Origin of the sequence: Solibacillus sp. FSL K6-4121, assembly GCF_038002585.1 — a bacterium.
Lineage (GTDB): Bacteria > Bacillota > Bacilli > Bacillales_A > Planococcaceae > Solibacillus > Solibacillus faecavium.
In genome coordinates this window covers 668,629-694,174 of record NZ_JBBOCS010000001.1, presented here as the reverse complement: position 1 = coordinate 694,174, position 25,546 = coordinate 668,629, and the positions used below count along the sequence as shown (strand labels likewise).

Below are 25,546 nucleotides of genomic sequence, written 5' to 3'. Positions count from 1 at the left end.
GAAACATTGTACATGAGGTACATATATAGTAGCGTTCCGAAGTAGCTCAGTTGGTAGAGCATCCGGCTGTTAACCGGCAGGTCGCAGGTTCGAGTCCTGCCTTCGGAGCCATTTTTTTTTGCCTTTTTGTATTGTGGAAAAAAATAAAAACATTTTTTAAAAAAAGTTTTTAAAAAGGCTTGCATGATAGTGAAAATGATGATATTATAAATCTTGTCTTAAAGAGAACGTATCATTTACATAACGGCCCGTTGGTCAAGTGGTTAAGACACCGCCCTTTCACGGCGGTAACACGGGTTCGAATCCCGTACGGGTCACCATTTAAGGCTTCATAAAAAAATAAATTAGTAACACTTGTTATGTATGGAGGATTAGCTCAGCTGGGAGAGCACCTGCCTTACAAGCAGGGGGTCGGCGGTTCGAGCCCGTCATCCTCCACCATTCATTTTTTAACAGTGTTGCATCATTTGTCGGAGGGGTAGCGAAGTGGCTAAACGCGGCGGACTGTAAATCCGCTCCTTAGGGTTCGGCGGTTCGAATCCGTCCCCCTCCACCATCTTTAAAATGTTTGGGGTATAGCCAAGCGGTAAGGCAACGGATTTTGATTCCGTCATGCCCTGGTTCGAATCCAGGTTCCCCAGCCATTTTTTTATTTTTTTCTGAGCCATTAGCTCAGTTGGTAGAGCATCTGACTTTTAATCAGAGGGTCGAAGGTTCGAGTCCTTCATGGCTCACTTTTATTTTATAAATTTAGAAGTGCACTTAAACTTAAAAACTACAATCCTTTACTTATATTAATGAGTAAAGGATTTTTTGCATATTAAAGGGAAAACCGTTTGGGAAATCGAAATTTCAATAGAGAGTTTAGCTGAGCATAGAATAGCCGACCAAATATTAAGATTTCGTAAGGGGATGGGAAAATGAATAGAAAAATTTCAATTGTAGGGGTTCCGTGTGATTATGGTCAACAACGTCGTGGGGTGGATATGGGACCAAGTGCTATTCGATATGCAGGCTTGCAACAACGTTTAGTAAACCTAGGATTTGAAGTTGAAGATGAAGGCAATATTCAAGTAATTGAACGAAATGCAATTGACCAGAAAGACGAAAAGCTTCTAAATTTAGATGAAGTAATTAAAGTGAATACAGCACTTGCCGAGAAAGTATATGAAGTTGTAAAAAAGGATCATACACCTCTAGTACTAGGTGGTGACCATAGTATAGCAATAGGTACGTTAGCGGGACTTTCTATGAAGTATAAAAACTTGGGGGTAATATGGTTTGATGCCCATGCCGATTTGAATACGCCGGAGACAACACCGTCAGGGAATATTCACGGTATGCCTCTTGCTACAAGTATAGGGCTTGGGCATAAGCGATTGACTTCTATATTACATGGAGAACCAAAAATTAAAGCGGAAAATATAATTATAATTGGCGGGCGCTCAATTGATGAGGGAGAACGTGAATTAATAAAAACGCGTGGCATTAAAATTTATACGATGCATGAAATTGACCGGCTTGGAATGACACATGTAATGGAAGAAACGGTGAATTATTTTAAACAAAATCAAATAGATGGTATGCATTTATCTCTTGACCTTGATGCACTGGATCCTTTATACACACCCGGAGTTGGAACACCTGTGGCCGGGGGAATTACCTATAGGGAAAGTCATCTAGCAATGGAGATGATTCAGGAATCAGGATTGTTGACGTCTGCAGAGTTTGTGGAAGTGAATCCTATACTGGATGAACGTAATAAAACGGCTGATGTAGCAGTTGCGTTAATTGGTTCTTTGTTTGGTGAAACTTTAGTATGAATATTGTGAAAAAATGGGTATAGCATAATGAAATTTGTTATAATGGGAACACATATTTTTGCGGAAAAGACAAAATAATTTTTTTGAAAATGAAACCTTTTAAGAAACAATCCGTATATATAGAACAGCTGAAAAGGTGGAGAGGAAAGACAAATGGATGCGTTAGTAAATAAAAGAATAAAGCAAGTGCTTAAAGGTGATCAAAACGCATATGCCGACATTGTTAACCTCTACCAGCACAAGCTGTACCAAGTGTGTTTTCGAATGCTTGGAAATAAACAAGAAGCAGAAGATATTGCACAAGAGGCATTTATACGTGCCTATATTAATCTACATTCGTATGATCAAAATCGAAAATTTTCAACATGGCTTTATCGTATAGGTACGAATTTATGTATCGACCGTATTCGTAAAAAGAAGCCAGATTACTATTTAGATGCCGAAGTTGCTGGGACAGAAGGATTGGATATGTATTCACAGATTGCTGCGGATGAGCAATCACCTGAAGCAGCTATTGAACAAATGGAGCTTCAGGACAGAATTCAATTTGAAATCAGTCGCCTTCCTGACAAATATCGTTCGGTCATTGTTTTAAAATATATTGAGGAATTATCGCTCCAGGAAATCAGTGAAATTTTAGATATGCCGCTTGGTACAGTAAAAACCCGTATTCACCGTGGTCGTGAAGCGTTGAGAAAGCAGTTAAACAATTTGTAGGAGGAAGATACGCATGAAAACGTGTGCATCACAATTCGTGGATTATATGCACGAATATTTAGATGGTGATATTAGTCGTGAGCATGAACAATCATTGAAACAACATTTGCAGACATGCCCGGATTGCCAACAACATATGCATGAATTAAGTGACACGGTTGCGTTTATCAAGAGTGCAGCGCATATTACTGCCCCTCCAAGCTTTGAGGAACAAGTAATAAGTCGTTTACCGAAACGCAAAAGTTCTGTCGGCATAAAACGTTGGTTCCGTCAGCATCCGATGCTCGTTGCTGCTGCAATGTTTTGCTTGTTTATGAGCGCTACAGTGCTAAGTAGTTTCCCGAACGACAATCAATTTTCTGTGACAAAACAGCCAAATATAGTTGTTGAAGGGCAAACGGTAACAGTTCCCGCTGGTGAAGTTGTTAAAGGTGACATCGTTGTGAAAAACGGCGATATCATTATTGAAGGGGAAGTAGATGGGAATGTTACAGTAATAAATGGAAACTATATGGCTTCCACTGCAGTAGTTACAGGACAAGTCGAGGAAATCGATGAAATGTTCGAGTGGTTATGGTATAAAATTAAAGATGGCTTTAATGATTTGATGGCGGTCTTTAGCAATAAATAAATATCAGTTTTACTGAAAACCACATAAAAATAATTTTTTCCTGACGAATAGTGAAACTTTCTTCAAAAAAATGACGTTCTATTATAAAAAGCAAAGTCTACTCGTTCGGGTAGACTTTTTTCTGTTATGAAAGTTAATCATTGCCGGAATTATGCTATACTAAAGGCAATATGGATTAGCTATAAAAGGTGGGGGATGCCACATGCAAATAATTGAACAATTTACAGACATTGCTGCTGTAGAGATGATTTTTAAAGTGTTGGACGTACTGCTTGTTTGGTACGTAGTTTATAAGGCATTGACCCTCATTAAAGGAACGAAAGCCGTTCAATTATTAAAAGGGTTGCTGATTGTTGTTTTGGCAAAGTTTGCTACCTATGTTTTTGGTCTAGATACACTCGATTGGCTATTACAGGAAGTAATTGACTGGGGTTTCTTAGCAATCATAATTATATTCCAACCGGAAATTCGCCGGGCACTTGAGCAAATAGGGCGTGGGAAGCTTTTCCAACGTACTAATAATCAGCAAGATGATGAACAAACACGTTTAATTGAAGCTGTAAAAAAATCTGTGAGCTATATGGCAAAGCGTCGTATTGGAGCACTTATCTCAATTGAAAAAGATACGGGTCTAAATGAATATGTAGAAACAGGTATTAAAATGGATGCCGCGCTTTCTTCTGAGTTGCTAATTAACATTTTTATCCCAAACACACCTCTACATGATGGGGCTGTGATTATCCAAAAAAACCAAATTTCAGCTTCTGCCTGTTACTTACCGTTATCTGAAAGTGCATTTATTTCTAAGGAGCTTGGAACAAGACACCGGGCTGCACTTGGATTAAGTGAAGTGACAGATGCGATTACAATTGTTGTATCAGAGGAAACAGGTGCCATTAGTATTACAGCAAATGGTAACTTGCATCGTAACCTTACTATGACAGAATTTGAAGAACTATTACGTAAAATGTGGTTTGGTCCTGAGCAAGATTCTAACTTAGCTTCTAAGTGGACTTGGGGAGGGAAAAAGAATGGATAAATTATTCGATAGCCCGTGGATGCTACGTTTAACAGCATTATTTTTAGCTGCTGCTCTATTTTTATATATTCAAACTGAAGATAATCGAGCAGCAGATTCTGGTTCATCAAATGAAACAGATGTTATTACAAATGTGCCGCTTGAAGTGTATTATGATTCAGATAGTTTGTTTGTTACAGGGCTTCCCGAAACCGTCGATGTAAAAATTTCTGGACCGAAGGCAATTGTTTTAACAACAAAGCTGGAAAAGGATTACAAATTATTTGTCGATTTAAACTCATTGTTAATCGGTGAACATAGCGTTACAATACAGCAGGAAAACTTTTCTGAAAAACTAAATGTATCAATTGAACCGAAAATCGTTAATGTGACAATTGAAGAAAAAATTACCGAGCAGTTTCGTATAGAGCCTGAGATGAATAAAAGCCTTGTCGCCGAAGACTTCATCGTAAATAGGATGAGTGTAGAACCGACGAAAGTTGCCATTACCGGTGCAAAAAGTGTGATTGATAACATAAGCTTTGTAAAGGCAACAATTACAGGTGAAAAAGGTTTAAAAGAATCGTTTGAGCAAGAAGCTACTGTAAAGGTTCTTGACCGTGATTTAAATAAACTGGATGTGCGTGCTAATCCAGATAAGGTCAATGTTAAAGTAGAAATTAATGAATATAGTCGGGAAGTCCCGATTACATTGGTTGAAATTGGGGAATCAGTAGATGGGCTTAAGATTGAAAAGTTGTCGTCAGAGCCATCCCGCATCACTGTTTATGGGCCGAAAGCGGCAGTGGATGCTTTGGAAGAAGTAATTGTAGAAGTATCTCGTGAAAAAATTACCGAGTCTGGCTCCTATGATTTTAAAATTCCACTTCCAACAGGTGCAACAAAGTTATCGCAGAATAAACTTACGGTATATGCAGATGTATCAGGCGAGCCTGTTAGTGAAGAGGAAAGCGAAGCCAATGCAGATGAAAGTGTTGACAACGCGGAGTAAAACTTAACTACCAACAAAAACAATCAGTCCACATTAGGTGGTAAATTTAAAACGTATGTAATTTAAGCGTTGAAGGAGAGAAAAAGTAATGGGTAAATATTTCGGAACAGATGGCGTCCGCGGTGTCGCAAATAGTGAGCTAACACCTGAGTTGGCGTTTAAACTAGGTCGTATTGGCGGCTATGTGCTAACGAAGGATGCTAAAGATCGCCCGAAAGTATTAATTGGACGAGATACACGTATTTCTGGAGAAATGTTGGAAGGAGCACTTGTAGCAGGTCTTCTTTCGATTGGTGCAGAAGTTATGCGTTTAGGAGTGATTAGTACACCAGGTGTTGCTTACCTTACACGTGTCATGAATGCAGAAGCAGGTGTTATGATTTCAGCTTCGCACAATCCTGTGGCAGATAACGGCATTAAATTTTTTGGTCCAGATGGCTTTAAATTAACTGACGCACAAGAAGCCGAAATCGAAAGCCTAATCGATGCAGAGGAAGATACATTACCACGTCCTGTAGGAGCTGCTGTTGGTTCAGTGACAGACTACTTCGAGGGTGGACAAAAATATATTTCATACTTAAAACAAACTGTGGATGAAGATTTCGAAGGTTTACACGTTGCGTTAGATTGTGCGCATGGGGCAACTTCATCTTTAGCAACACATCTGTTTGCAGACTTAGAGGCTGATATTTCCACTATGGGTGCTTCTCCAGATGGCCTGAATATTAATGAAGGTGTCGGTTCGACTCATCCGGAAAAATTAGCTGAATTTCTTCTAGAGCGTAATGCAGATGTTGGCTTGGCCTTTGATGGAGATGGTGACCGTTTAATAGCAGTTGATGAGAATGGAACAATTGTCGATGGTGACCAGATTATGTTTATCATCGGAAAGCATTTACAAACAAAAGGTCGCTTAAACAAAGGTACGGTCGTTTCTACTGTAATGAGTAACATGGGCTTCTACAAAGCATTAGAAGAGCATGAGATGACAAGTATCCAAACAGCTGTAGGTGACCGGTATGTAGTAGAAGAAATGCGCGCTAACGAGTATAACCTGGGCGGCGAACAATCAGGTCACATTGTATTTTTAGATTACAATACAACAGGTGACGGACTTTTAACGGGGATTCAATTAGTGAGCATCATGAAAGCAACAGGTAAAAAACTATCTGAGCTTGCAGGAGAAATGACAATCTACCCGCAAAAATTAATTAATGTTCGTGTCACAGATAAACATGCAGTAACACAAAATGAAAAGGTTGCAGCAGTAATTGCCGAAGTGGAAGCAGAAATGGCCGGCAATGGTCGTGTATTAGTTCGCCCTTCAGGTACTGAGCCTTTAGTACGTGTGATGGTAGAAGCAGCTTCTGCGGAGGCTTGTGAAGAATATGTTACCCGCATTGCAGATGTAGTAAGCGCAGAAATGGGTTTAGCTGAATAATCTAGAATAAGGCATCGGGAGTAATGGAAACATTGCTTTCGGTGTTTTTTTTTGTCACTTTAATATACCCGAATGCCGTTACTTAATGATAACTAGTAAACATGAATATAGTTTAGCAAATGTTTTAATTCATAAAGTTAAGGGAAATGATATGGTGTACCCTAATAAGACGAAGGAGTGTTTTACATTGGCTAAAATTGCAACATTAATTACAGATAAGTTTGAAGATGTGGAATTCACAAGTCCGAAAGAAGCACTAGAGGCTGCAGGGCATACACTTGTGACGATTGATAAAGAAGGTAATAAATCCGTTACAGGTAAAAATGGTGAGGCTACAGTTCAAATCGATAAAGGTGTGGCAGATGTAAATCCTGCAGACTTTGATGCGCTGTTTATCCCAGGAGGCTTCTCACCGGATTTACTTCGAGATGATGATCGTGTCGTAGCTTTCGCAAAGTACTTTATGGATGAAAAGAAACCTGTATTTGCGATTTGCCATGGACCACAGTTATTAATTACGGCGAAGTCCTTAGAGGGAAGAGATACGACAGGTTATAAATCGATTAAAGTTGATTTAGAGTATGCAGGTGCAAAATTCCATGATGAGGAAGTATTTGTTTGTCAGGAACAGCTTGTGACAAGCCGTACTCCAGATGATTTACCTGCATTTAACCGTGAAATCGTGAAGTTATTAAAAGATAAGGCACTGTAATAGTGCTCTTGGCATAAGATAATATAATAGTGCATATCCCGTTTGGAAGTCATTGGAGTGAATGAATAAATCAGTGGGCAGCACAATTCTTCACTGATGCGTTATTCCAATGACAAAAACGGGATTTTTTTCTATGAAGCGCTTACATTAGATGCAGAGGATTGACGTATGAATTTGATTATGTGTATGATGGAAATGCTCATGGAAAAAACTATTTCTTGAGTTGCGCTAAAGGAGGGAAAAGCTGCGCATAAAATAAAATCGGAAAAAAAGTAAAAGCGCCAGAGCTAAGGAAATCGAGCGAACATTAATCCTTAGCTGACGAGGTGGAGGTTTATCGAAATTTCGGCGGATGCCTCCCGACCGCACATGCCCGGTTGTAACTTTCGTTTTAAAACAGAAAAGCGATTTTCTGGACAGAAGAACGAAACGGCATACAAATAAAAAATACTAACAAGCTACATCACCTTTTAAAGAGTAGGAATTTTATAGATGAGTTGACACTTTGCTAATCGAGAGCAAAGAACCTTTTCTAGTTAACATTCCTAAAGCGCATCAGGCGAAAAAAAAGGTAGATTTCGTAGTCTGCTTTCTTATTGCCAAATGTCGCTTAGATATAGCTGTTGCATCGGAGGAAATGGATTATGTGTGGAATTGTAGGATATAATGGCGTATTAGACGCAAAGGAAATTTTATTAAAAGGTTTAGAGAAACTAGAATACCGTGGCTACGACTCAGCGGGGATTGCTGTGCATAATGAAGAGGGGATTACGATCTTTAAAGAAAAGGGTCGTATTGCTGATTTGCGTAAAGCAGTAGATGGCGATGTTGAAGCTGCAGTAGGAATTGGTCATACACGTTGGGCAACTCATGGTGTACCGAATCGTTTAAACGCGCACCCTCATACAAGTGCATCAGGAAGATACACACTTGTACACAATGGCGTTATTGAAAACTATCACTTATTACAAAAAGCTTATTTAAAAGGCATAAAAATGTCTTCAGATACAGATACAGAAGTTATTGTACAGCTAGTTGATTTATTTGCAAAAGAAGGATTATCAACTTTAGAAGCATTCCGTAAAACTTTATCTTTAGTGCATGGTTCATATGCATTAGCGCTTTTAGATAATGAAGATGTTGAAACAATCTATGTTGCGAAAAATAAATCTCCTTTATTAGTAGGTGTGGGAGAAGACTTTAATGTAATCGCTTCAGATGCTATGGCGATGCTGCAAGTTACAGATCAATTTATTGAATTACATGATAAAGAAGTTGTTATTGTTCGTAAAGACAAAGTAGAGATATCTACTTTAAATGGTCGTTCGGTTGAGCGTGCACCATATACAGCAGAGCTGGATGCTTCTGATATTGAAAAGGGTACTTACCCTCACTACATGTTAAAGGAAATAGATGAACAGCCTACTGTTATCCGTAAAATTATTCAAGCTTATGAACAGGGCGAGGATGTAACTGTTGATGCCGATATATTAAACGCATTGGCTGAAGCGGACCGTTTATATATTATTGCAGCAGGTACGAGTTACCATGCTGGCTTGATCGGTAAACAGTACTTTGAAAAAATTGCGGGTATTCCAGTAGAGGTGCATATTTCAAGTGAATTTGGCTACAACATGCCATTACTTTCGAAAAAGCCTTTATTTATCTTTATTTCGCAATCAGGTGAAACAGCAGATAGCCGTCAAGTATTAGTGAAAATTAAAGAACTTGGCTATAAGTCATTAACTGTAACGAATGTTCAAGGTTCTACGCTTTCTCGAGAAGCGGACTATACATTACTGTTACATGCTGGACCGGAAATTGCAGTTGCTTCAACTAAAGCCTATGTTGCACAGGTAGCTGTGTTAGCGGTAGCAGCTTATGCAGTTGCGAAGGAGACAGGTGTGGCACTTGATTTTGATCTAAAACAAGAATTAGCAATTGTTGCAAACGGCATTCAAACGATTATCGATTCTAAAGATGTAATGGAACAAATTGCGGAGGATTACTTGAAAATCGCACGCAATGCATTCTTCATTGGTCGTAACATGGACTTCTGTGTATCGTTAGAAGGCGCATTAAAGCTAAAAGAAATTTCTTATATTCAAGCTGAAGGTTTCGCAGGCGGTGAGTTAAAGCACGGTACAATTGCTTTAATTGAAGAAGGTACACCTGTATTTGCTTTAGCAACACAAAAAGACGTAGCACTTAATATTCGCGGTAATGTGAAAGAGGTTGTTGCGCGCGGTGCCAATGCATGCATTATTGCAATGGAAGGTATGGAAGAAGAAGGAGATTGCTTAGTCCTTGCTCCTGTACATGAACTATTAACACCACTTGTATCGGTTGTACCGCTACAGTTAATTAGTTACTATGCAGCTCTTCACCGCCGTTGTGATGTGGATAAACCACGTAATCTAGCAAAATCGGTTACAGTTGAGTAGAATGATAAAAACAACCTCTATTGGTGAAATATCCATAGAGGTTTTTTTATATATCTTTGACTAAAAAATCGAATTGAAAATGTGCATAGAAAAAACCAAGAAATATTAATGTTGATTTGATAATGGTCCTAATATGAATAAGTAAAGATACCTTCTGTCTCCACCCCTCTATTTAACGAGGGGTTTTTTTAGTATATTTAAATAAAAATGAGATGTCCTGCTCATTTTTTCCGTCTAATAAATATAGAAAGGAGGCGGGCGAATGGATATTGAATATTACGTAGAGCAATACGGGGATTATTTATATCGCATTGCCTACATTTATACGAAAGATCGACAAGCAGCGGAAGAAGTAGTGCAGGATGTTTTTATTAAACTGTATGAAACGCAACAGTTCGAACAGAAAAGCTCGGAGAAAACATACTTAACGAAAATGACGATTAACCGTTGCTATGATTATTTGCGAAAATGGAAAGCGAAAAAAGCCCAAATTGTTCATTACTTTATGAAGCAGGAGCCTAGTGGTGAGCAGGTAGTAGTGGAGGGTGAGGAGCGCGATGTAATTGTAGAAGCAATTTTGAAGCTGCCTTTAAAGTACCGGGAAGTGTTATTACACTACTACTATGATGATTTGTCCATTGCTGAAGTGGCATCTTACATCAATATTCCGGAATCGACAGTAGCTACGAGACTGCAAAGAGCACGTCAAAAACTGAAAGATCAATTGCCAGCAATCGAATGGGAGGTGTTGCGTGATGCATAATTTAAAACAACGATTAGAACCAATACGTTTAACGAAAGCGCAAAAGCAGCAAATGATTGCCAATGCGAAAAGACCGTCAAAGAAAGAGCCATCATACATACCGGTAATTTTACCCGCTTTTCTTATTTTAAGTGTCTTTTTTGTGAGTATTAGTTTTGCGCCAGACAGCTGGACACTTCAGCCGACGACAGCTTCTAGTGGCAGTGAATCACCGTTTCACAATATATCATTAGCAGTCGTGCTTTGGTCAGTGGTAAGTTCGATTGAGCTGATTGTGATTTATTTTATCGGAAAAGCTTGTATAGCCAATACGAAACGTTGGCAAACAAATGAAAGAGTGCAAGAATGGAATGCTTTTTTATCGAAGCCGATTCAACCTAAAATTGCGGTGATCTTCACACTTCTTCTTTTATGGGCAGGAACGATTTATTTTGCGAGCCTTTGGTATAGCCAGTTAATTTTTGTCATATTATCCGTAGTTTTGGTGACATTATGGGTTTTATATGATGCCCGGGAACGAGAACAGTCACATTGTCCCCATTGTGAGACCCCATTTACACGAAAACAAATTTTCCGTAAAACCTATATGCCCTATCGTGAAAAATGCGATTCTTGCCAAAAAATTATCTATTTAGAGGGTAATGCCTCACAAAGTACAATGAGATATGCATTAATACCATTAGCACCGATCTGGCTACAAAATTTCCTGTCACTTCACTTTCCCTATGTATTGTTATTTTCAGCGCTAATTGTTGTCTCCTTAACATATTTTTATACCCCGCTTATGGTACAGTTTACTGATCGAGATACGACAATGGATGATTTTAAGAAGTGAGAATTTAAGCTTGGCAAAATATGCTAAGCTTTTTTCGTCTTTTTAGCAGTCAGCTTCGTTTATATAGAGAAGGGAGGGAGAACGTTTGAAATCTTCCGGGTTCATTGAAGAAGTGATGCATACTTATACCGACTACCTGTTTCGCATTGCCTATTATTACGTAAAAGATTCACATATGGCAGAAGATATTGTGCAGGATGTGTTCATGAAATTATATTGTTCGAACTATGTGGAACAAGGCGAACTAAAGGCGTATTTATCTCGAATAACAGCGAATGCGTCCAAAGATTATTTAAAGAGTTGGGCGTACCGCAAAATCAAGTTAACTGAGAAATTATTTTCAAAAGAAAATGTTTTACATAGAGATCACCTAGTGCACCAGGAAGAATTAAATACAATAGACAAAGCGATATTAGCATTGCCTCTAAAACAAAGGGAGGTAATTGTTTATTACTATTTAGAAAGTTTATCGACCAAGGAAATTTCGGAGCTTGTAGAACGTCCTGAAAGTACAGTGAAATCGAGGCTAAAGAGTGGACGGGATTTGCTGAAGCAAAATCTTGCAAAAGAAGAATGGGAGGTGCTTTTACATGACTAATTATCGTTTAACACCACTTCGAGATACATCAGAGAATAAAAAGCGCATTATGGAACATATGCGAAACAATATGTCTTCACCCAAACCAACAACTAAACGTAATTGGATGCCGGCGCTTATTGCTGTTTTCACGCTTGTCGTTGCTATATTTTTGATCGGTCCTTCTTTGTATCAGGCGTTATTTAATAAACAAGATTTTACGATTGAGAAAGTTGTATTTCCTGAAGTAGCCTATACGGCGTTAACTAACTCGACTTACCTTGATGAGACAAATGAATTTATTTATCGGACAGAGCGCGGATTTTATTCATTTGATGTTGCTAGTAAGCAAGAAAGATTTTTGGTAGAAACAACTCACTGGGGTTATGACTATGGAGTATCAGAAAACTGGCTTGTTTGGGCACAGCCTGTTGAAAACGAAGAGAAACTTCATGTAATGAATCGTCAAACGAATGAAGTCCAAATATATGAGACGGATTACTTTTATGGGATTGAAGTGAAGGACAATACATTATTTTTTATGGGGGTCACGAGAATTGATGGGAATTCTTCAAGTGCTGCCTATAAAATGATGGATTTGAAAACGGGAGAAATCAAAGAGTTAAGAAAACTTCATGGAGAAGGGGGGAGTAGTCTTCCTGAAATTAATGGGAGTCTTATGGTCACTTCTGAAACAGTAGAAGGAGAAAGCGGTATGTCGACAGAAATTACCGTACAAGATTATAAAGAAATAAACGATTATGGAAACTATACAGTACCCTATCGATCTGTTCAATATTTGCAATTAAGAGAAAATCAAGTTTATGGTTATATGTGGAATGAAGGGGACGATGAGCCTTTTATCGGTTCAATTGATATGGAAAGCGGTCAATTCCATGCAATTAAAACTTCTTTCAAGCTACATGACTTTGCAACAGATGGTGAGCATTTTGCTGTTTCGGTACAAAGAGGCGACAGCGATACAGTATGGCTCTTTGAAAATAATGATGGTGCATTAAAGCGAGTATCTAAATTGCCAAGTATTAAAGAACGTCTTGTTTTACCGAGATTTACGGAAGCCGGTACACTTGTCTTAAATGGAGAAGGACCAGATCGTGCCATGTACTTAATACGATTTAAATAGTGTATAAAATTTGAGCATTTAGCGTCCATTTGAATTGCAATCCCAACATAGGGATTCCCAATTTCCCAGTTTAGCTTTACACACTAAGGGTAAATACGTTAATAGCTAGGAGGGATAGACAATGAATATTAAATTTAAGATGGGCATTATTTCTCTATCTGCTGCATTAGCACTTGCTGCATGTGGCGGGGAAGGGGATGAAGATACTACTCAAAATAAAACAACACAGGAAGAAACAAACGGAATGTTAAATGAACAAAGTGAAGGTGCAGAAAATGGTAGCGAGAAAGATATGGATCATTCTTCAATGAACCATTCGGGGACAGGCGAAGTACCAGAAAATTTAAAAGAAGCCCAAAATCCAACATTTCCTGTTGGAAGCAACGCAGTAATTCAAACCAATCACATGCCTGGTATGAAAAATGCGGAAGCCACAATTGCAGGAGCTTTTGATACAACGGTATACACGGTTTCCTATACACCGACTACGGGAGGAGAAACCGTTAAAGATCATAAATGGGTTATTCATGAAGAAATAGAGGACGCAGGAGAAGCACCTTTAGAACCTGGAACAGAAGTATTACTTAATGCGGATCATATGGAAGGAATGCAGGGAGCAACTGCCATAATAGATTCAGCTGTAGAAACAACGGTTTATATGATTGATTTTACTTCCACAACAGGAGAACAAGTAAAAAATCATAAATGGGTAACAGAAAGCGAACTATCTTCTAAATAAAATCAGAAAGGTGTCCATGTAAAGGTGGGCATCTTTTTTTATTTGCGAAAAAATAAGAGTTCTATGGAGTTACAAATCCCATTCCGAAACAATTACTTCAAATAGTATTTAAACCTACTTCAAATGCTACTAAGAAAAAAATTTTATATAACATGAAATTGATAATATTATTCTAAAAACATATTTTACCAATTAGATAAAATTTAGAATATTCAGCATACTTTAGGCGACTAAATCGTAATTTACTAGATTATTTTAATTTAACCCATATAAACGAATAATCCTAAATTACACATTAACTATATTTATTTGTTAAGTTTTATAACATGAATAAAGTAATTGTATGGTTTTTAGTGATATTGACCATTAAAAATTAGCGTGATATATTCCTTTTATGTTAGAAAGACTAACATTAAATCTATTTCGGAGGTGTAATGTTCATGAAAAAACTATTTAACCTTAGAAAAGGGCTAGTCCTAACTTCTCTACTCTCGATGCTATTTTTAGCAGCATGCAATAGCGAAGAGAGTGATAAGGATGCTAGTGCAGCGGGAAAAGATACGATTAAATTAGGTCTATTAGAAGATCACTCAGGAGACTTTTCATTAATTGGACTACAAAAATTACATGCTGCTGAATTAGCTGTATCGGAAATTAATGAAAGCGGTGGTCTATTAGGTAAACAAGTTCAATTGATTGCTCCTGATACGCAGTCAGATAACACCAAATTCCAGGAGTTGGCTAGAAAACTTATTTTACAAGATGAGGTGGATGTATTGATGGGGGCTGTGTCAAGTGCATCTCGTGAAGCCATTCGACCAATCGTCGAGCAAAACAAAATACTATACTTCTATAACAATCAATATGAAGGTGGGGTTGCAAGTAAATATACCTTTGCAACTGGAGGCGTTCCTGAACATCAAATTCAAACATTAATGGAAGGCTTAATTAAAGACTATGGTCCAAAAGTTTATGTAATTGCAGCTGATTATAACTTCGGTCAGATTTCAGCGGATTGGGTATATAAAGAAACTGTCGAGAATGGTGGAGAAATTGTAGGAGAAGAATTCATACCACTAGGTGTTTCACAATTTAGTAGCACAATCTCCCGTATAAAAGATGCAGATCCGGATGTATTAATTACGTTATTAGCTGGTGCGGAACAATCTGCTTTTTATGGTCAATGGGCAAATTCAGGCGTTAGAGATATTCCAATGGGTACTACGGTTAATATGGCACAGGCCTATGAACATTTGAGGTTCCAGCCGCCAGCATTAGAAAATATGTATGTAACTGCAACATTTATGGAGGAGTTAGGTAAAAGTGATTTAGAAATTGCACCAAAAGCTCAGGAATTTGTTGATAAGTTTTATAAAATGTTCCCTGACGATAAATATGTAGGGATGGAAGCAGAAGCTGAATATTCGGCAATTATGCTTTGGGCTAAAGCGGTTGAAAAGGCAGGTACTACTGAAACTGATGCTGTAATTGAAGCATTGGAAACTGGAATTAGTTATGATGGCCCTGCTGGTTTAGTCACTATCGATGGTAAAACTCATCATGCAATTCGAAATGTTTATTTAGCTCATAGCGGCAAAGGTCATGAGATTACTTTCCCTAAACATTGGGAGGCAATCGTACCTGATTGGCTATCAACTGAAAAGGGTGTTGATTTAACTACTAAACCTGAATTTGTACAATATAATCCACTTGATTAAAAATTGATGAAAGGCGTTTTTAAAGCGCCTTTCACAAAAAGGGGGTAGAATCTATGAAATCATTTGAGCTTTTGTATCAGTTTATGGATAACTTTGCCTTCCTTGTTTTATCGGCAGTAGGCTTAGCTATTATTTTTGGAATGATGGGGATTATAAACCTGGCTCATGGTGAATTTATTATGTTAGGTGCCTATACAGCAAGTATTGCTGTAATGAGTGGGGTACCCTTCATATTAGCAATTGTACTGAGTGTTTTAGTTGTTGGCTTAATAGGTTTTATAATCGATAAATTAATAATCAGTAAGTTATATGGTAGAACGATAGATTCGGTAGTTGTAACTTTTGGTATAAGCATGGTATTAGGTCAGTTAATGCTTATCGTATTTGGACCTTCGATGCAAAGTCCTGCTACACCATTAGGAGCGGTAACGATCTTCGGTAGCTCCTACTCCGTATACAGAATTTGTTTGTTTTTTGTAGCTGTATTTATTCTAATTTTCATCTATTGGTTATTTATGCATACTCGCTTTGGTCTATTATCGAGAGCTACTATCCAAAAAAATGATATAGCAAAATCATTAGGGGTTAATACTGAAAAATACTATTCTTTAACATTCGTACTAGGTTCTGCTTTAGCAGGTTTAACAGGTGCTTTATACGCAGCGACAATGACGGTTTCTCCGACATTTGGAAATGGATTTTTAACGCCAAGTTTCGTAACGGTTATTGTAGGTGGTGCCAACGCTTTAATAGGAACAGTTATGTCTGGGACAATGCTTGGAATCGTTAATACAGGTGTAGATTATATATGGGGAACACTTTATGGTCGTTTAGGTTTATTAGTTGTAACAATTTTAGTCATTAGATTATTGCCTCTTGGTTTATCTGGCTTCGTTGAATCAAAATTTCTAAAGGTAAGGGGTAAATAATATGCAAAATAAACTATTTAAATTAAACACTGAAAATATAGTGATGATTGGATTATTTTTAACTCTATTAATTTATCCTCTAATGACTACTGCATACAATGTATTGAATCTGTCCTATTTTCTAACGATGGTTTTATTATCAATAAGTGTAAGCCTGGTCTGGGGGTATGGTGGCATCTTTAGTTTTGGACAAGCTTTGTTTTTTGGACTAAGCGGTTATTTTTACGCCATCTTAACGATGAACATTAATAATGCACAATTCAATTTTATTGCACTGATTATTGGTGTTTTATTTGGTGCTTTAATTGCTACAGTTATAGGTTACTTTATTTTCTACGGAGGCATTAACGATGTATTTGTAGGGTTAATTACATTGTGTTTGGCAGTTGGAATCGAAACATTTTTAGCGCAAACTGCAGGACCACAATGGAAGATAGGTAATATTTTATTAGGCGGTTTTAACGGTATTAATGGAATACCTACAATTCAAATGGGCAGTTTTGTGCTACAGGGCAATAGTTTATATTACTTCATTCTCCTAGCCATAATAGCTGTATTTATCGGGATTAAATATTTGATGATTTCAAGATACGGTTATGCTCTTATTGCCATTCGTGAAAATCGTGATCGTACACAACTGTTAGGCTATAACGTTCCAAAATATCAACTTGCTGTATTTGCATTAGGTGGAGCAATTGCTGCTTTAGGCGGGATATTATACGCCATCTGGGGGAGTTATTTAACACCTGCAACATTAAACTTAACTGCTGCAACACTCCCTATAGTTTTAGTAGCTGCTGCTGGTCGTAAAAATCTTTCTGCAGGGATTATTTTTACTTTAATTTATTATTGGGGTTCACAACAACTTGCTGCTTCCGGTAACCAATATGCACTGATTATTTTAGGAGTGGTGTTAATAGTTGTAATGTTATTTGTGCCTAATGGCCTTATTCAAACGCTATTTTCATTAAGCGATAAAGGTGTTAGCTCCCTTTATCAACAACTTCAAAAAAACCCGAAAAAGAGGGGGGCTTTACAAGATGCAAGTACAAAATAGTGAACCTATATTGAAGTTATCAAATGTTGGTAAATCCTTTGGAGGGTTAAGAGCTGTAGATGAAGTGGATTTAGTTATTAGAAAAGGGGAGCTGCATTGCTTAATTGGCCCCAATGGCGCAGGGAAAAGTACTATTTTTAAAATGATCATGGGAATCTTTGACCCGAGTGATGGTCAAATATTGTACAAGGGTAAATCACTTGCACATATGAAGAAGTGGGATCGTTTTAAAGAAGGGATTAGCATAAAAATGCAGGTGCCGGGTGTTTTTGGAGATCTTACAGTTTATGAAAATTTGAGGATTGCTGCACAACGGACGTATTCAAAAAAGGCATTAGAAGAGAAAATAAATTACTTATTGGAAGAATTTAATTTAACCCACTTAAAAAGTGAAATGGTTAATAATTTGTCGCATGGTCAACAACAATCTTTAGAGATGGGGATGGCAATCGCAAATGACCCTACGCTGCTTCTATTGGATGAACCTGTCGCTGGAATGGGACCTGAAGAAACTCAATTTATCTCAAACTTAATTAAAAAGATAAATAACAATGGAATTACGATTCTATTCATAGATCACGATATGGAGTTTGTTCGGTCTCTAGCACAACAAGTTACAGTATTACACTTAGGTAAAAAATTTGCTGAAGGGACGATTGAAGATATTGAAAACAATGAAAAGGTAGTAGAGATCTACCTTGGACAATCGTAGGAGGTGGTCTAATGCTGAAAATCAATAATATGGAAGCAGGATATGGAAAAATAATGATTGTGCGGGATTTAGATTTAGTTATAGAATCCAAAGAAATTGTTTCTATAATAGGTCGTAACGGAATTGGAAAGAGCACATTAGTTAAGTCAATTATTGGCTTAGTTCCTATAAATAAAGGGGAGCTAATTTATAATTCAAAAGCTGTAACGAATAAAAAAGCTCATGAGCGTGCATGGGAAGGTATGGGCTACGTACCACAAGGTCATCAAGTTTTTCCCATGTTAACTGTTGAAGAAAATTTAAGGATGGGAAAATTAATTAATAAGAAAAGCGGAAATTTAGACTTTGAAATAATTTATAATTATTTCCCTAAATTATTCGAAAGACGTAAACAAAAAGCAGGAACATTAAGCGGAGGCGAACAGGCAGCTTTATCATTAGGGAGGGCATTGGTAGGGAATCCTGAATTATTAATTTTAGATGAACCTACTGAAGGCATCCAGCCAAATTTGGTACAAGAAATTGGAGAAATCATTAAACAAATAAATAAAGATTTAGGTATTACCGTACTATTGGTTGAACAGCATATTGGACTTATACAAGCTATTTCCCAACGCTGTTACGCAATGGATAAAGGGAAGATTGCCCAGGAGATTCAGGGTGATGACATAAAAAATTATGATTTACTGAAAGAGTATTTAGCAGTTTAAATAATGGAGGGATATGAAATGGTAAAAATTCAAGAGAACCAAGTAACAGTAATCACTCAACCAGGAGAGCATAGCTATGTTTATTCTAAATATTTAGAACCAATTGCCGTTGTAAAACCAGGTGAGGTTGTAGAAATTCACACAAAAGATGCATTTGGCAATCGAGTTACAAATGAAAATGATCTTCCGTCTGTTGTATTGGTCGATGTAAAAGGCTTAAATCCTCAAACAGGTCCAATCTATATAGAAGGAGCGGAGCCTGGCGATACATTAGTAGTTCATATTATAGATATTCAACCTGACCGAGATTGGGCGGTTAGTGCGCTAAAAGAAAGTTTTGGCGGATTAAGTTCCACAGATTTAACTCCTTCTCTGCAAGAACCACTACCTGAAAAGGTTTGGATTTATAAAATTGAGGACGGGATGGTAACTCATAATAAGCAATTATCTTTCCCATGGCGACCTTTCCTAGGAACTATTGGTACAGCACCTGAATTAGAATCAATATCTTCATTAACCCCGCATAAACATGGCGGAAACATGGATGTTCCAGATGTAAAACCAGGAAATAAAGTCTATTTACCTGTTAAAAATAAAGGGGCATTTTTCTATACTGGAGACTGTCATGCCGGTCAAGGAGATGGAGAATTATGCGGTGTAGCTCTTGAAGTATCAGCGCGCGTAACACTAAAGTTTGAACTTATTAAACAAAAAAGTATTGAATGGCCACGTATAGAAAGTGAAACAGAATATATGGTAGTAGGTAGTGCAAGGCCAATGGAGGATGCAGCTAAAATTGCGTACTCTGAGTTGATTTACTGGATGGAGGAAATGGGATGGGATAAGTTTGAAGCTTATCAGGCACTTACCCAAATCGGAAAGCTTTATGTAGGAAATATGGTAGATACAAATTACTCGCTTGTAGCGAAAATTGAAAAGAAATATGCAGATGTCATTTTAAAAGATGAATAATTGCCTCTTAATATTTCTGAATATTTAGAAATTATGAAGATAAAAACAATTACAGTGTTAAGTTATCTTATTGTAATTGTTTTATCTTTTTCCGATTATGGCTTATTTGTAGAAGCCAAATATCCGTTAATGTCCGTTTTAGAAAGAAGGGGCCTCTATGAAAATAATACGTATTATTGCCCAAATATTTATTTTATGGATTTTCTATTTTATAGGTCAGGTTATTGTAAGCTGGACTGGAATATTTATTCCTTCTAGTATAATTGGTCTTCTATTGCTTTGGATTTGTTTGATGACCGGTATTATAAAAGTTGAATATATTAAAGATGGAGCAAGTTTTATGATTTTATATTTAACTTTATTCTATATTCCGGCAACTGTTGGTTTGATCGAATACCCTGAATTATTAAGATTAGAAGGGATATTATTAATGGTTGCAATTTTTGTTAGTTCTGCAGTAACGCTAGTGATAACTGGAAAGGCGAGTCAATTTATAGAAAATAAAGAAGGCGAAAAAATAAATGGAGGGGACTATGCAAATCTTAATAATCATTAGTACCGTTGCATTATATATTTTAATGAATAGATTATATTTAAAAATAAATAGTCCCTTACTTGTACCATTTTTCACCGTAACCGTCTTTTCAATTGCGGTATTATTAATATTTAATATTCCATATGAGACGTATATGGCTGGAGCTGAATGGATTCAAATCATGCTTGGTCCAGCTGTGGTTTCTTTAGCATATCCTCTATATAATCAGCGTTTACTAATCAATAAGTATAAAATGGCAATTATTTCAAGTATATGCATAGCTATGCTAACAGGTTTAGTGAGTGTTTATATAATACTAAAGCTATTTAAATCCTCACAGGAATTTATTTATACAGCGTTGCCAAAGTCTATGACTACACCTGTTGCAATGCAGGTAAGTGAATCGATTGGAGGCGTTGCACCGCTGACAGCTGTACTAGTTATGATAGCAGGGTATACAGGCGTATTGCTTGGACCTTTTTTATATAAAATAGCAAAAATTAATACTCCGATTAGTCGTGGTGTTGCTATGGGTAGTGTCAGTCATGGGGCAGGGGTATCAAAACTAAAGGAATTTGGAGAAAAGGAATTATCAATAGGCTCGCTATCTATGGGACTAAGCGCAATTATTGGTGCTATTGTTGTTCCGTTTTTTTCTCTACTAATAATGTGAAAAATTAATTAAACGAAAATCATAGGATAAAAGCGTTATTCCATTTGGAGATAACGCTTTTATCTTTTTACTTACCTATTATAGATAAGTTGCATTGCTTGAGAGGTAATTAGAATATATCTATACTTTAATTATGCAATAAGTGTTGTGTAAAAAATTGTTAATAGGCGGCAGAGTATATCAAAGGGGGCTTTAAAGTGAAGAGTGATTCAACGTTTCAAAGAGAAGTAAAAGATTATTGGTATCCGAAATATAACAAGAATGGTTACCCTCATATTCAGCAGGGCTTCATCCTTTCTCCAGATAGGAATAAAGAATTTGACCCATTTATTTTAATGGCGGAAGACTGGTTCAAACGCGGAACATTTTCGGATCACCCACATCGAGGCTTCCAAACGGTAACGTATGTAATCGATGGAAGACTTGAACATATCGATAATGCAGGCGGATATAGCATATTAGATGCTGGCGATGTTCAATATATGAATGCAGGTTGGGCAGCTAGACATGCGGAAGAAGCTTATGATGATGATCTTATTCATACATTACAGCTATGGTTGAACCTTCCGAAAGGCCTGAAACATACAGAGACAACTTATCAAAATATATATGTAGAAGATGCGCCTGTTGTAAATTTTGAAGGGGGCTCCATTCGAGTATATTCAGGGGAGATTGCAGGAGTAACAGGTCCAATGAATAGTTTAGTCCCGATAACGATGACGGAAATTAGCCTCCGCGAAGGAGCGGAGTATACACATGTTTTACCTGAAAACCATAATTCATTTTTATATATGCTAGCAGGAGAAATGGCGTTCGGGGATAATGAGACAACGATTACTAAAACAGGGGCAGCTACTTTGTCCTTTTACGAAGAAGGTTCAGAAACGAATCAAAGTGAGTTGAAAATCAAAGCAGTCACGCGTTCGAAAGTGTTAATTTATTCAGGCGTTCCAATCCGTGAAGAAATTGCTCTTGGTGGACCATTTGTAATGAATACAATGGAAGAAATCAAAGAGGCATTCCGAGATTTTCAGCAAGGAAAGTTTGGCGCACCGGCCGTAAAAGAGAAGTAAGTTCAAAGGAAACCAGATGGAGCAATCATCTGGTTTCTTTCTATAAATTAAAATAGTAAATCAGCGATAACTTGGACAATTAATAAGAAGAAGATAATAGGAAGCAAAATCTCAATCCATTTACCCTTTAAATAAGGGATAATTTTAAGACCGATTTGGGAGCCAACGATTGATCCAACAGCTACTGGAACGGCAACCCCCCAATTAACAATTCCATAAAAAAGGTAAAATAAAAATGCGGTCGTACAGCTTGCAAACATAACAAAGCGAGTCATTTCAGCAGCCATTACATAGCTGAATTGTTTTTTCAGAAAGTACGTTATATTTAAAAGCGCGGACCCCGTTCCAAGCCCGCCGTCATATATTCCTATGAGGAATGGAGCTATTAAAGTAGTTTTCTCTTCAATCTCAGGTTGTTCGTTAACAACTGATTTTTTATTACTTTTTATAACGAAAATGAACATTACGATTAACACAATACAAGCTACAATATTCATCGTTTGTTCCGACAGTCTTGTTGCTAAAAAGGCTCCGCTTATTCCGCCAACTGCAGCGATGAGCATGAACGGAATCATTTTTTTCAGATCCACTCTCTTTTTCATTGTCAGAACAATTACTGTCGAAAATGAAGATATGCCTGTTGCAAATTTGTTTATTGCAACGGTTGCATGGATGGGGATGCCGACCAGTAATAAGGAAGGAAGTAATACAAATCCTGCCGCTCCAAACATTACACCCACAAGTGCTGCAAGTAAACCAATTCCAAATAATATGAGACCATCAAATGATAGCCACTCTATTAGTAAGTTTTCCAAACAAATCACCCCTAATGACAAAATACTGCTATACTACTCATAAAACAAATATATATATTTTGTTTATTCATAAATTTTAGTTATGAATGGGTGAGAAAATGAATTTACATACACTAAGAATTTTTACAAATGTCGCAAAGTTAGGCAGTATTACTGAAGCGGCAAATATCCTGCATATTAGCCAACCAGCTGTTACCGCACAGATTCGCAAACTTGAAGGGGAAATCGGGGTCAAGCTCATAACTGGAAAGGGAAGAGGGATACAACTAACCTCCGAAGGGGAATTTCTTTATGAACAAGGACTGCGCTTATTCTATTTAGAGGAACAAATTGATGAGAAATTTAAAACGTTTTTGGCGAAGAAGGAGAACGTAAAAATAGCTTCTTCCTATATATCAACGAATTATATTTTACCATCAATAATTGCGGGTTATAAATTAGAAAACCCACAAATCGATGTATATGTATCGTTAGGTAATGTGCAGTCAGTAGAGCGGCTCGTCCTGAATTATGAAGTCGATTTTGGCTTTGTTGTACAGAGTAATATAGGTCATGAAGATTTATCCTTTGAGAAAATACTGGATATCCCATTTTGGTTTGTGGTAAATCCAACTCATCCTCTAGCAAATAAAGAAGTATCAATTTTTGAATTGAGTAGGCATGATTTTATTTATAGAGAACGGGGCAGTTCAACGCTGGATTTACTTGAGGCGATTTTTTATACACATAATTGTCCGCTACCAAAATTCGGCTTACAAATGGAAGGTGTACTTGAATCAATAAAAGTCGTTGAAGCTGGTTATGGAATGGCCATTGCACCAGCCGTCAGCGTAAAGGAGAAATTGGAACAAGGTAGTCTTGCGCGTGTATTTGTAGATCAAGTAGAAATCAGTCAAAGCCTGTTTATTTGTACAAGGAAAGCCGATCAGAATGAGTATCCGTTTATTCAATTTTTAAAAAGGAAATTAGGAGACTTAGAAATAATCTAACTTCCCTTTATAGTGTTTAACCGTAGTTTCTATCCAAAAATAGAAGCATATAACTAGCTGCAAAAAGAATAATAGCAATTCTAGTAATAATATATATTGAAAGCTCGGATGAATTCAGCTTTCTTTCCCTCTTCATCTTTTTAAAATGTCTATAATAATAGATAGCGCACAATAATAATATTATCGCTGATATTTGATAAATGTTTTCTAATAAATTAACTATCAAAAGAATGCCTCCTCATTTCTAACGTATAAATAAATTACCGTATTTAATGAAGGTAATTTCGTGTTTCAATAATAAGTTCCACAAAATAGGACATAATCCTGTTTTTTTATGGATGCACTATTAGGAGGATTTCTATGATCTATCAATCTCTGCTAGGTAAACAGTTCGGGCAACTCCATCCAAAATTGCAGCATCGATATACAATGCCCTTTTATGCAAAGGGCGTCATGCATGAGATTCAAACAGGTTCTCCATTTATAAAGCCTGTTTATCTACTGGGAAAGTATGTGAATTTCCTGTTTCCTGAAAACGGCAAAAACATTCCTTTTACACTTAAAAACACATGGGACGGCAAGGACACTGTAATATTTGAAAGAACTTTTTACTTTCCTGCCGCAACAAGAACCTTTACAACTGCAATGCATGTTAATTTAAACAATCTAACAGCACGAGATTATTTAGGTAAACCCGCCATTGTATGCGCGGATTTAGAATTTTTCACAACGAAAGATGGTGGTCTTATTACAAAATCCGGGGCACAAAAGCTTGTCGCAGGTACTGTTGAAATTCCGCTACCTTCTATTTTAGAAGGGCGTGGCAACGCGGTAGAAAGCTTTGATGAACAAAAACAAATGTATACAATTGAAATTGCTACCTATAATCCCCTATTTGGTAAAATTGTCAGTTATATTGGGGAGTTCGAAGAAACAGAACCTTTTTAGCAGTTTTTTTGCACGAGATTTAATCAATAAAACAAAGAGAAAAAATTTTTTGGGATAGTAATCGCTTACAAAATTGACACATATAAACAGATGGAATAATCTGAAAATATAACATCTGGAGGTGTGTACAATGAAGCTTTTAACCAATCCTAAGCCATTCAAGGAATTAATTCCTAAAGTGTTGCAAGTGATTTTGAATATTGGTTTATCGGTACTGGCGTTAGCTCTATGCGTCATGCTCATCGTCGAGATGGTCGAATTTCTAAAGTTTATAATTAATAGCGGGAAGCAGGAGTATAAATACTTTTTAGCTAAAATTTTAGTCTTCTTTCTGTACTTTGAGTTTATAACAATGATTGTGAAATACTTTAAAGAGGATTACCATTTCCCGCTTCGTTACTTTATGTACATCGGGATTACGGCAATGCTAAGGCTCATTATTGTCGAACATGATTCTGCATTAGATACACTTGTTTTCGCAGGAGTTATATTAATTTTAATCATTGGTTACTATATTATTAATATAACTCCGAGAGAGAGACCAGTGAAGAAATATTAA

26 protein-coding genes and 6 tRNA genes are annotated in these 25,546 nt (G+C 37.0%); 31 read left to right on the top strand and 1 reads right to left on the bottom strand.

The features are described from left to right. The first annotated feature begins 35 nt into the window (after positions 1 to 35). From MHH95_RS03545 to MHH95_RS03410, 28 genes are all read left to right on the top strand, one after another. A tRNA-Asn gene (locus MHH95_RS03545) sits at positions 36 to 111 on the top strand. 134 nt (positions 112 to 245) lie between these two features. Then, positions 246 to 320: transfer RNA gene (locus MHH95_RS03540), tRNA-Glu, on the top strand. Positions 321 to 365: 45 nt separating this feature from the next. Further along, positions 366 to 441, top strand: a tRNA-Val gene (locus MHH95_RS03535). A 31-nt stretch (positions 442 to 472) separates the two neighbouring features. Continuing rightward, positions 473 to 556, top strand: a tRNA-Tyr gene (locus MHH95_RS03530). 13 nt (positions 557 to 569) lie between these two features. Continuing rightward, positions 570 to 644, top strand: a tRNA-Gln gene (locus tag MHH95_RS03525). A gap of 17 nt (positions 645 to 661) precedes the next feature. After that, positions 662 to 734, top strand: a tRNA-Lys gene (locus MHH95_RS03520). Between the two features lie 186 nt (positions 735 to 920). Continuing rightward, positions 921 to 1,823 carry an arginase gene (gene rocF / locus MHH95_RS03515; RefSeq protein WP_340726473.1) on the top strand — a complete coding sequence of 301 codons (903 nt, stop codon included), beginning with the start codon at positions 921 to 923 and terminating at the stop codon, positions 1,821 to 1,823. A 153-nt stretch (positions 1,824 to 1,976) separates the two neighbouring features. Beyond that, the gene (gene sigW, locus MHH95_RS03510) at positions 1,977 to 2,540 is read left to right on the top strand and encodes an RNA polymerase sigma factor SigW (protein WP_191701471.1); all 564 of its coding nucleotides are present in this window, start codon (positions 1,977 to 1,979) and stop codon (positions 2,538 to 2,540) included. Positions 2,541 to 2,553: 13 nt separating this feature from the next. Then, the gene (locus MHH95_RS03505; RefSeq protein WP_340726472.1) at positions 2,554 to 3,171 is read left to right on the top strand and encodes a zf-HC2 domain-containing protein; all 618 of its coding nucleotides are present in this window, start codon (positions 2,554 to 2,556) and stop codon (positions 3,169 to 3,171) included. Positions 3,172 to 3,373: 202 nt separating this feature from the next. Continuing rightward, on the top strand, positions 3,374 to 4,210 hold the full coding sequence (cdaA, locus tag MHH95_RS03500; RefSeq protein ID WP_340726471.1) for a diadenylate cyclase CdaA: 837 nt from the start codon (positions 3,374 to 3,376) through the stop codon (positions 4,208 to 4,210). Then, a complete protein-coding gene (locus tag MHH95_RS03495; protein WP_340726470.1) occupies positions 4,203 to 5,201 on the top strand; it encodes a CdaR family protein in 999 nt (332 codons plus the stop codon). The genes cdaA and MHH95_RS03495 overlap by 8 nt, the downstream gene beginning before the upstream one ends. 88 nt (positions 5,202 to 5,289) lie before the next feature. After that, on the top strand, positions 5,290 to 6,642 hold the full coding sequence (gene glmM / locus MHH95_RS03490) for a phosphoglucosamine mutase (RefSeq protein WP_340726469.1): 1,353 nt from the start codon (positions 5,290 to 5,292) through the stop codon (positions 6,640 to 6,642). A gap of 187 nt (positions 6,643 to 6,829) precedes the next feature. Continuing rightward, complete coding sequence (locus MHH95_RS03485; protein WP_191701466.1) at positions 6,830 to 7,354, top strand: type 1 glutamine amidotransferase domain-containing protein; 525 nt, start codon at positions 6,830 to 6,832, stop codon at positions 7,352 to 7,354. Between the two features lie 644 nt (positions 7,355 to 7,998). Beyond that, the gene (gene glmS / locus MHH95_RS03480; protein ID WP_340726468.1) at positions 7,999 to 9,798 is read left to right on the top strand and encodes a glutamine--fructose-6-phosphate transaminase (isomerizing); all 1,800 of its coding nucleotides are present in this window, start codon (positions 7,999 to 8,001) and stop codon (positions 9,796 to 9,798) included. Between the two features lie 262 nt (positions 9,799 to 10,060). Then, positions 10,061 to 10,561, top strand: a complete 501-nt coding sequence (locus MHH95_RS03475) for an RNA polymerase sigma factor (RefSeq protein WP_339214501.1) — start codon at positions 10,061 to 10,063, stop codon at positions 10,559 to 10,561. Continuing rightward, a complete protein-coding gene (locus MHH95_RS03470; protein ID WP_339214499.1) occupies positions 10,554 to 11,396 on the top strand; it encodes a TIGR04104 family putative zinc finger protein in 843 nt (280 codons plus the stop codon). Before MHH95_RS03475 ends, MHH95_RS03470 begins: the two co-directional genes overlap by 8 nt. 85 nt (positions 11,397 to 11,481) lie before the next feature. Next, a complete protein-coding gene (locus MHH95_RS03465; protein WP_339214497.1) occupies positions 11,482 to 11,994 on the top strand; it encodes an RNA polymerase sigma factor in 513 nt (170 codons plus the stop codon). Next, positions 11,987 to 13,117: a hypothetical protein gene (locus MHH95_RS03460; protein WP_339214496.1), complete on the top strand. Its 1,131-nt coding sequence runs from the start codon at positions 11,987 to 11,989 to the stop codon at positions 13,115 to 13,117. The genes MHH95_RS03465 and MHH95_RS03460 overlap by 8 nt, the downstream gene beginning before the upstream one ends. A gap of 121 nt (positions 13,118 to 13,238) precedes the next feature. Next, positions 13,239 to 13,856, top strand: a complete 618-nt coding sequence (locus MHH95_RS03455) for a YdhK family protein (protein ID WP_340726467.1) — start codon at positions 13,239 to 13,241, stop codon at positions 13,854 to 13,856. Positions 13,857 to 14,296: 440 nt separating this feature from the next. After that, positions 14,297 to 15,574 (top strand): urea ABC transporter substrate-binding protein, encoded by a 1,278-nt coding sequence (locus tag MHH95_RS03450; protein WP_340726466.1) that lies wholly within the window; start codon positions 14,297 to 14,299, stop codon positions 15,572 to 15,574. Positions 15,575 to 15,627: 53 nt separating this feature from the next. Then, positions 15,628 to 16,503, top strand: a complete 876-nt coding sequence (locus MHH95_RS03445) for an ABC transporter permease subunit (RefSeq protein WP_191701460.1) — start codon at positions 15,628 to 15,630, stop codon at positions 16,501 to 16,503. A 1-nt stretch (position 16,504) separates the two neighbouring features. Then, positions 16,505 to 17,560, top strand: coding sequence for an ABC transporter permease subunit (locus MHH95_RS03440; protein ID WP_191701459.1), 1,056 nt, complete (start codon positions 16,505 to 16,507; stop codon positions 17,558 to 17,560). After that, positions 17,544 to 18,272: an ABC transporter ATP-binding protein gene (locus MHH95_RS03435; protein ID WP_340726465.1), complete on the top strand. Its 729-nt coding sequence runs from the start codon at positions 17,544 to 17,546 to the stop codon at positions 18,270 to 18,272. Before MHH95_RS03440 ends, MHH95_RS03435 begins: the two co-directional genes overlap by 17 nt. Positions 18,273 to 18,283: 11 nt before the next feature. Further along, positions 18,284 to 18,982 carry an ABC transporter ATP-binding protein gene (locus tag MHH95_RS03430; protein ID WP_191701457.1) on the top strand — a complete coding sequence of 233 codons (699 nt, stop codon included), beginning with the start codon at positions 18,284 to 18,286 and terminating at the stop codon, positions 18,980 to 18,982. 18 nt (positions 18,983 to 19,000) lie between these two features. Continuing rightward, a complete protein-coding gene (locus tag MHH95_RS03425) occupies positions 19,001 to 19,954 on the top strand; it encodes an acetamidase/formamidase family protein (RefSeq protein ID WP_191701456.1) in 954 nt (317 codons plus the stop codon). A 157-nt stretch (positions 19,955 to 20,111) separates the two neighbouring features. Then, the gene (locus MHH95_RS03420; RefSeq protein ID WP_191701455.1) at positions 20,112 to 20,510 is read left to right on the top strand and encodes a CidA/LrgA family protein; all 399 of its coding nucleotides are present in this window, start codon (positions 20,112 to 20,114) and stop codon (positions 20,508 to 20,510) included. After that, positions 20,488 to 21,162: an LrgB family protein gene (locus tag MHH95_RS03415; RefSeq protein WP_225231364.1), complete on the top strand. Its 675-nt coding sequence runs from the start codon at positions 20,488 to 20,490 to the stop codon at positions 21,160 to 21,162. The genes MHH95_RS03420 and MHH95_RS03415 overlap by 23 nt, the downstream gene beginning before the upstream one ends. A gap of 197 nt (positions 21,163 to 21,359) precedes the next feature. Continuing rightward, positions 21,360 to 22,235 (top strand): pirin family protein, encoded by an 876-nt coding sequence (locus MHH95_RS03410; protein ID WP_340726464.1) that lies wholly within the window; start codon positions 21,360 to 21,362, stop codon positions 22,233 to 22,235. 47 nt (positions 22,236 to 22,282) lie between these two features. Here MHH95_RS03410 and MHH95_RS03405 read toward each other — a convergent pair whose 3' ends face one another. Then, positions 22,283 to 23,059 carry a sulfite exporter TauE/SafE family protein gene (locus MHH95_RS03405; RefSeq protein WP_340726463.1) on the bottom strand — a complete coding sequence of 259 codons (777 nt, stop codon included), beginning with the start codon at positions 23,057 to 23,059 and terminating at the stop codon, positions 22,283 to 22,285. Positions 23,060 to 23,148: 89 nt separating this feature from the next. Here MHH95_RS03405 and MHH95_RS03400 point away from each other — a divergent pair, with 89 nt between their 5' ends. The 3 genes from MHH95_RS03400 (at position 23,149) to psiE (ending at position 25,546) form a co-directional block, all read left to right on the top strand. Beyond that, positions 23,149 to 24,039: a LysR family transcriptional regulator gene (locus tag MHH95_RS03400; RefSeq protein ID WP_340726462.1), complete on the top strand. Its 891-nt coding sequence runs from the start codon at positions 23,149 to 23,151 to the stop codon at positions 24,037 to 24,039. A 360-nt stretch (positions 24,040 to 24,399) separates the two neighbouring features. After that, positions 24,400 to 24,987: a DUF4166 domain-containing protein gene (locus MHH95_RS03390; protein WP_340726461.1), complete on the top strand. Its 588-nt coding sequence runs from the start codon at positions 24,400 to 24,402 to the stop codon at positions 24,985 to 24,987. A gap of 130 nt (positions 24,988 to 25,117) precedes the next feature. Beyond that, positions 25,118 to 25,546, top strand: a complete 429-nt coding sequence (gene psiE, locus MHH95_RS03385; protein WP_340726460.1) for a phosphate-starvation-inducible protein PsiE — start codon at positions 25,118 to 25,120, stop codon at positions 25,544 to 25,546.

Excerpts from the sequence above, each read along its gene's own strand:
- rocF (WP_340726473.1), top strand. The coding sequence starts at position 921 with ATGAATAGAAAAATTTCAATTGTAGGGGTTCCGTGTGATTATGGTCAA.
- sigW (WP_191701471.1), top strand. The coding sequence starts at position 1,977 with ATGGATGCGTTAGTAAATAAAAGAATAAAGCAAGTGCTTAAAGGTGAT.
- MHH95_RS03505 (WP_340726472.1), top strand. The coding sequence starts at position 2,554 with ATGAAAACGTGTGCATCACAATTCGTGGATTATATGCACGAATATTTA.
- cdaA (WP_340726471.1), top strand. The coding sequence starts at position 3,374 with ATGCAAATAATTGAACAATTTACAGACATTGCTGCTGTAGAGATGATT.
- MHH95_RS03495 (WP_340726470.1), top strand. The coding sequence starts at position 4,203 with ATGGATAAATTATTCGATAGCCCGTGGATGCTACGTTTAACAGCATTA.
- glmM (WP_340726469.1), top strand. The coding sequence starts at position 5,290 with ATGGGTAAATATTTCGGAACAGATGGCGTCCGCGGTGTCGCAAATAGT.
- glmS (WP_340726468.1), top strand. The coding sequence starts at position 7,999 with ATGTGTGGAATTGTAGGATATAATGGCGTATTAGACGCAAAGGAAATT.
- MHH95_RS03475 (WP_339214501.1), top strand. The coding sequence starts at position 10,061 with ATGGATATTGAATATTACGTAGAGCAATACGGGGATTATTTATATCGC.
- MHH95_RS03470 (WP_339214499.1), top strand. The coding sequence starts at position 10,554 with ATGCATAATTTAAAACAACGATTAGAACCAATACGTTTAACGAAAGCG.
- MHH95_RS03460 (WP_339214496.1), top strand. The coding sequence starts at position 11,987 with ATGACTAATTATCGTTTAACACCACTTCGAGATACATCAGAGAATAAA.
- MHH95_RS03455 (WP_340726467.1), top strand. The coding sequence starts at position 13,239 with ATGAATATTAAATTTAAGATGGGCATTATTTCTCTATCTGCTGCATTA.
- MHH95_RS03450 (WP_340726466.1), top strand. The coding sequence starts at position 14,297 with ATGAAAAAACTATTTAACCTTAGAAAAGGGCTAGTCCTAACTTCTCTA.
- MHH95_RS03445 (WP_191701460.1), top strand. The coding sequence starts at position 15,628 with ATGAAATCATTTGAGCTTTTGTATCAGTTTATGGATAACTTTGCCTTC.
- MHH95_RS03440 (WP_191701459.1), top strand. The coding sequence starts at position 16,505 with ATGCAAAATAAACTATTTAAATTAAACACTGAAAATATAGTGATGATT.
- MHH95_RS03435 (WP_340726465.1), top strand. The coding sequence starts at position 17,544 with ATGCAAGTACAAAATAGTGAACCTATATTGAAGTTATCAAATGTTGGT.
- MHH95_RS03430 (WP_191701457.1), top strand. The coding sequence starts at position 18,284 with ATGCTGAAAATCAATAATATGGAAGCAGGATATGGAAAAATAATGATT.
- MHH95_RS03425 (WP_191701456.1), top strand. The coding sequence starts at position 19,001 with ATGGTAAAAATTCAAGAGAACCAAGTAACAGTAATCACTCAACCAGGA.
- MHH95_RS03420 (WP_191701455.1), top strand. The coding sequence starts at position 20,112 with ATGAAAATAATACGTATTATTGCCCAAATATTTATTTTATGGATTTTC.
- MHH95_RS03415 (WP_225231364.1), top strand. The coding sequence starts at position 20,488 with ATGCAAATCTTAATAATCATTAGTACCGTTGCATTATATATTTTAATG.
- MHH95_RS03400 (WP_340726462.1), top strand. The coding sequence starts at position 23,149 with ATGAATTTACATACACTAAGAATTTTTACAAATGTCGCAAAGTTAGGC.
- MHH95_RS03390 (WP_340726461.1), top strand. The coding sequence starts at position 24,400 with ATGATCTATCAATCTCTGCTAGGTAAACAGTTCGGGCAACTCCATCCA.
- psiE (WP_340726460.1), top strand. The coding sequence starts at position 25,118 with ATGAAGCTTTTAACCAATCCTAAGCCATTCAAGGAATTAATTCCTAAA.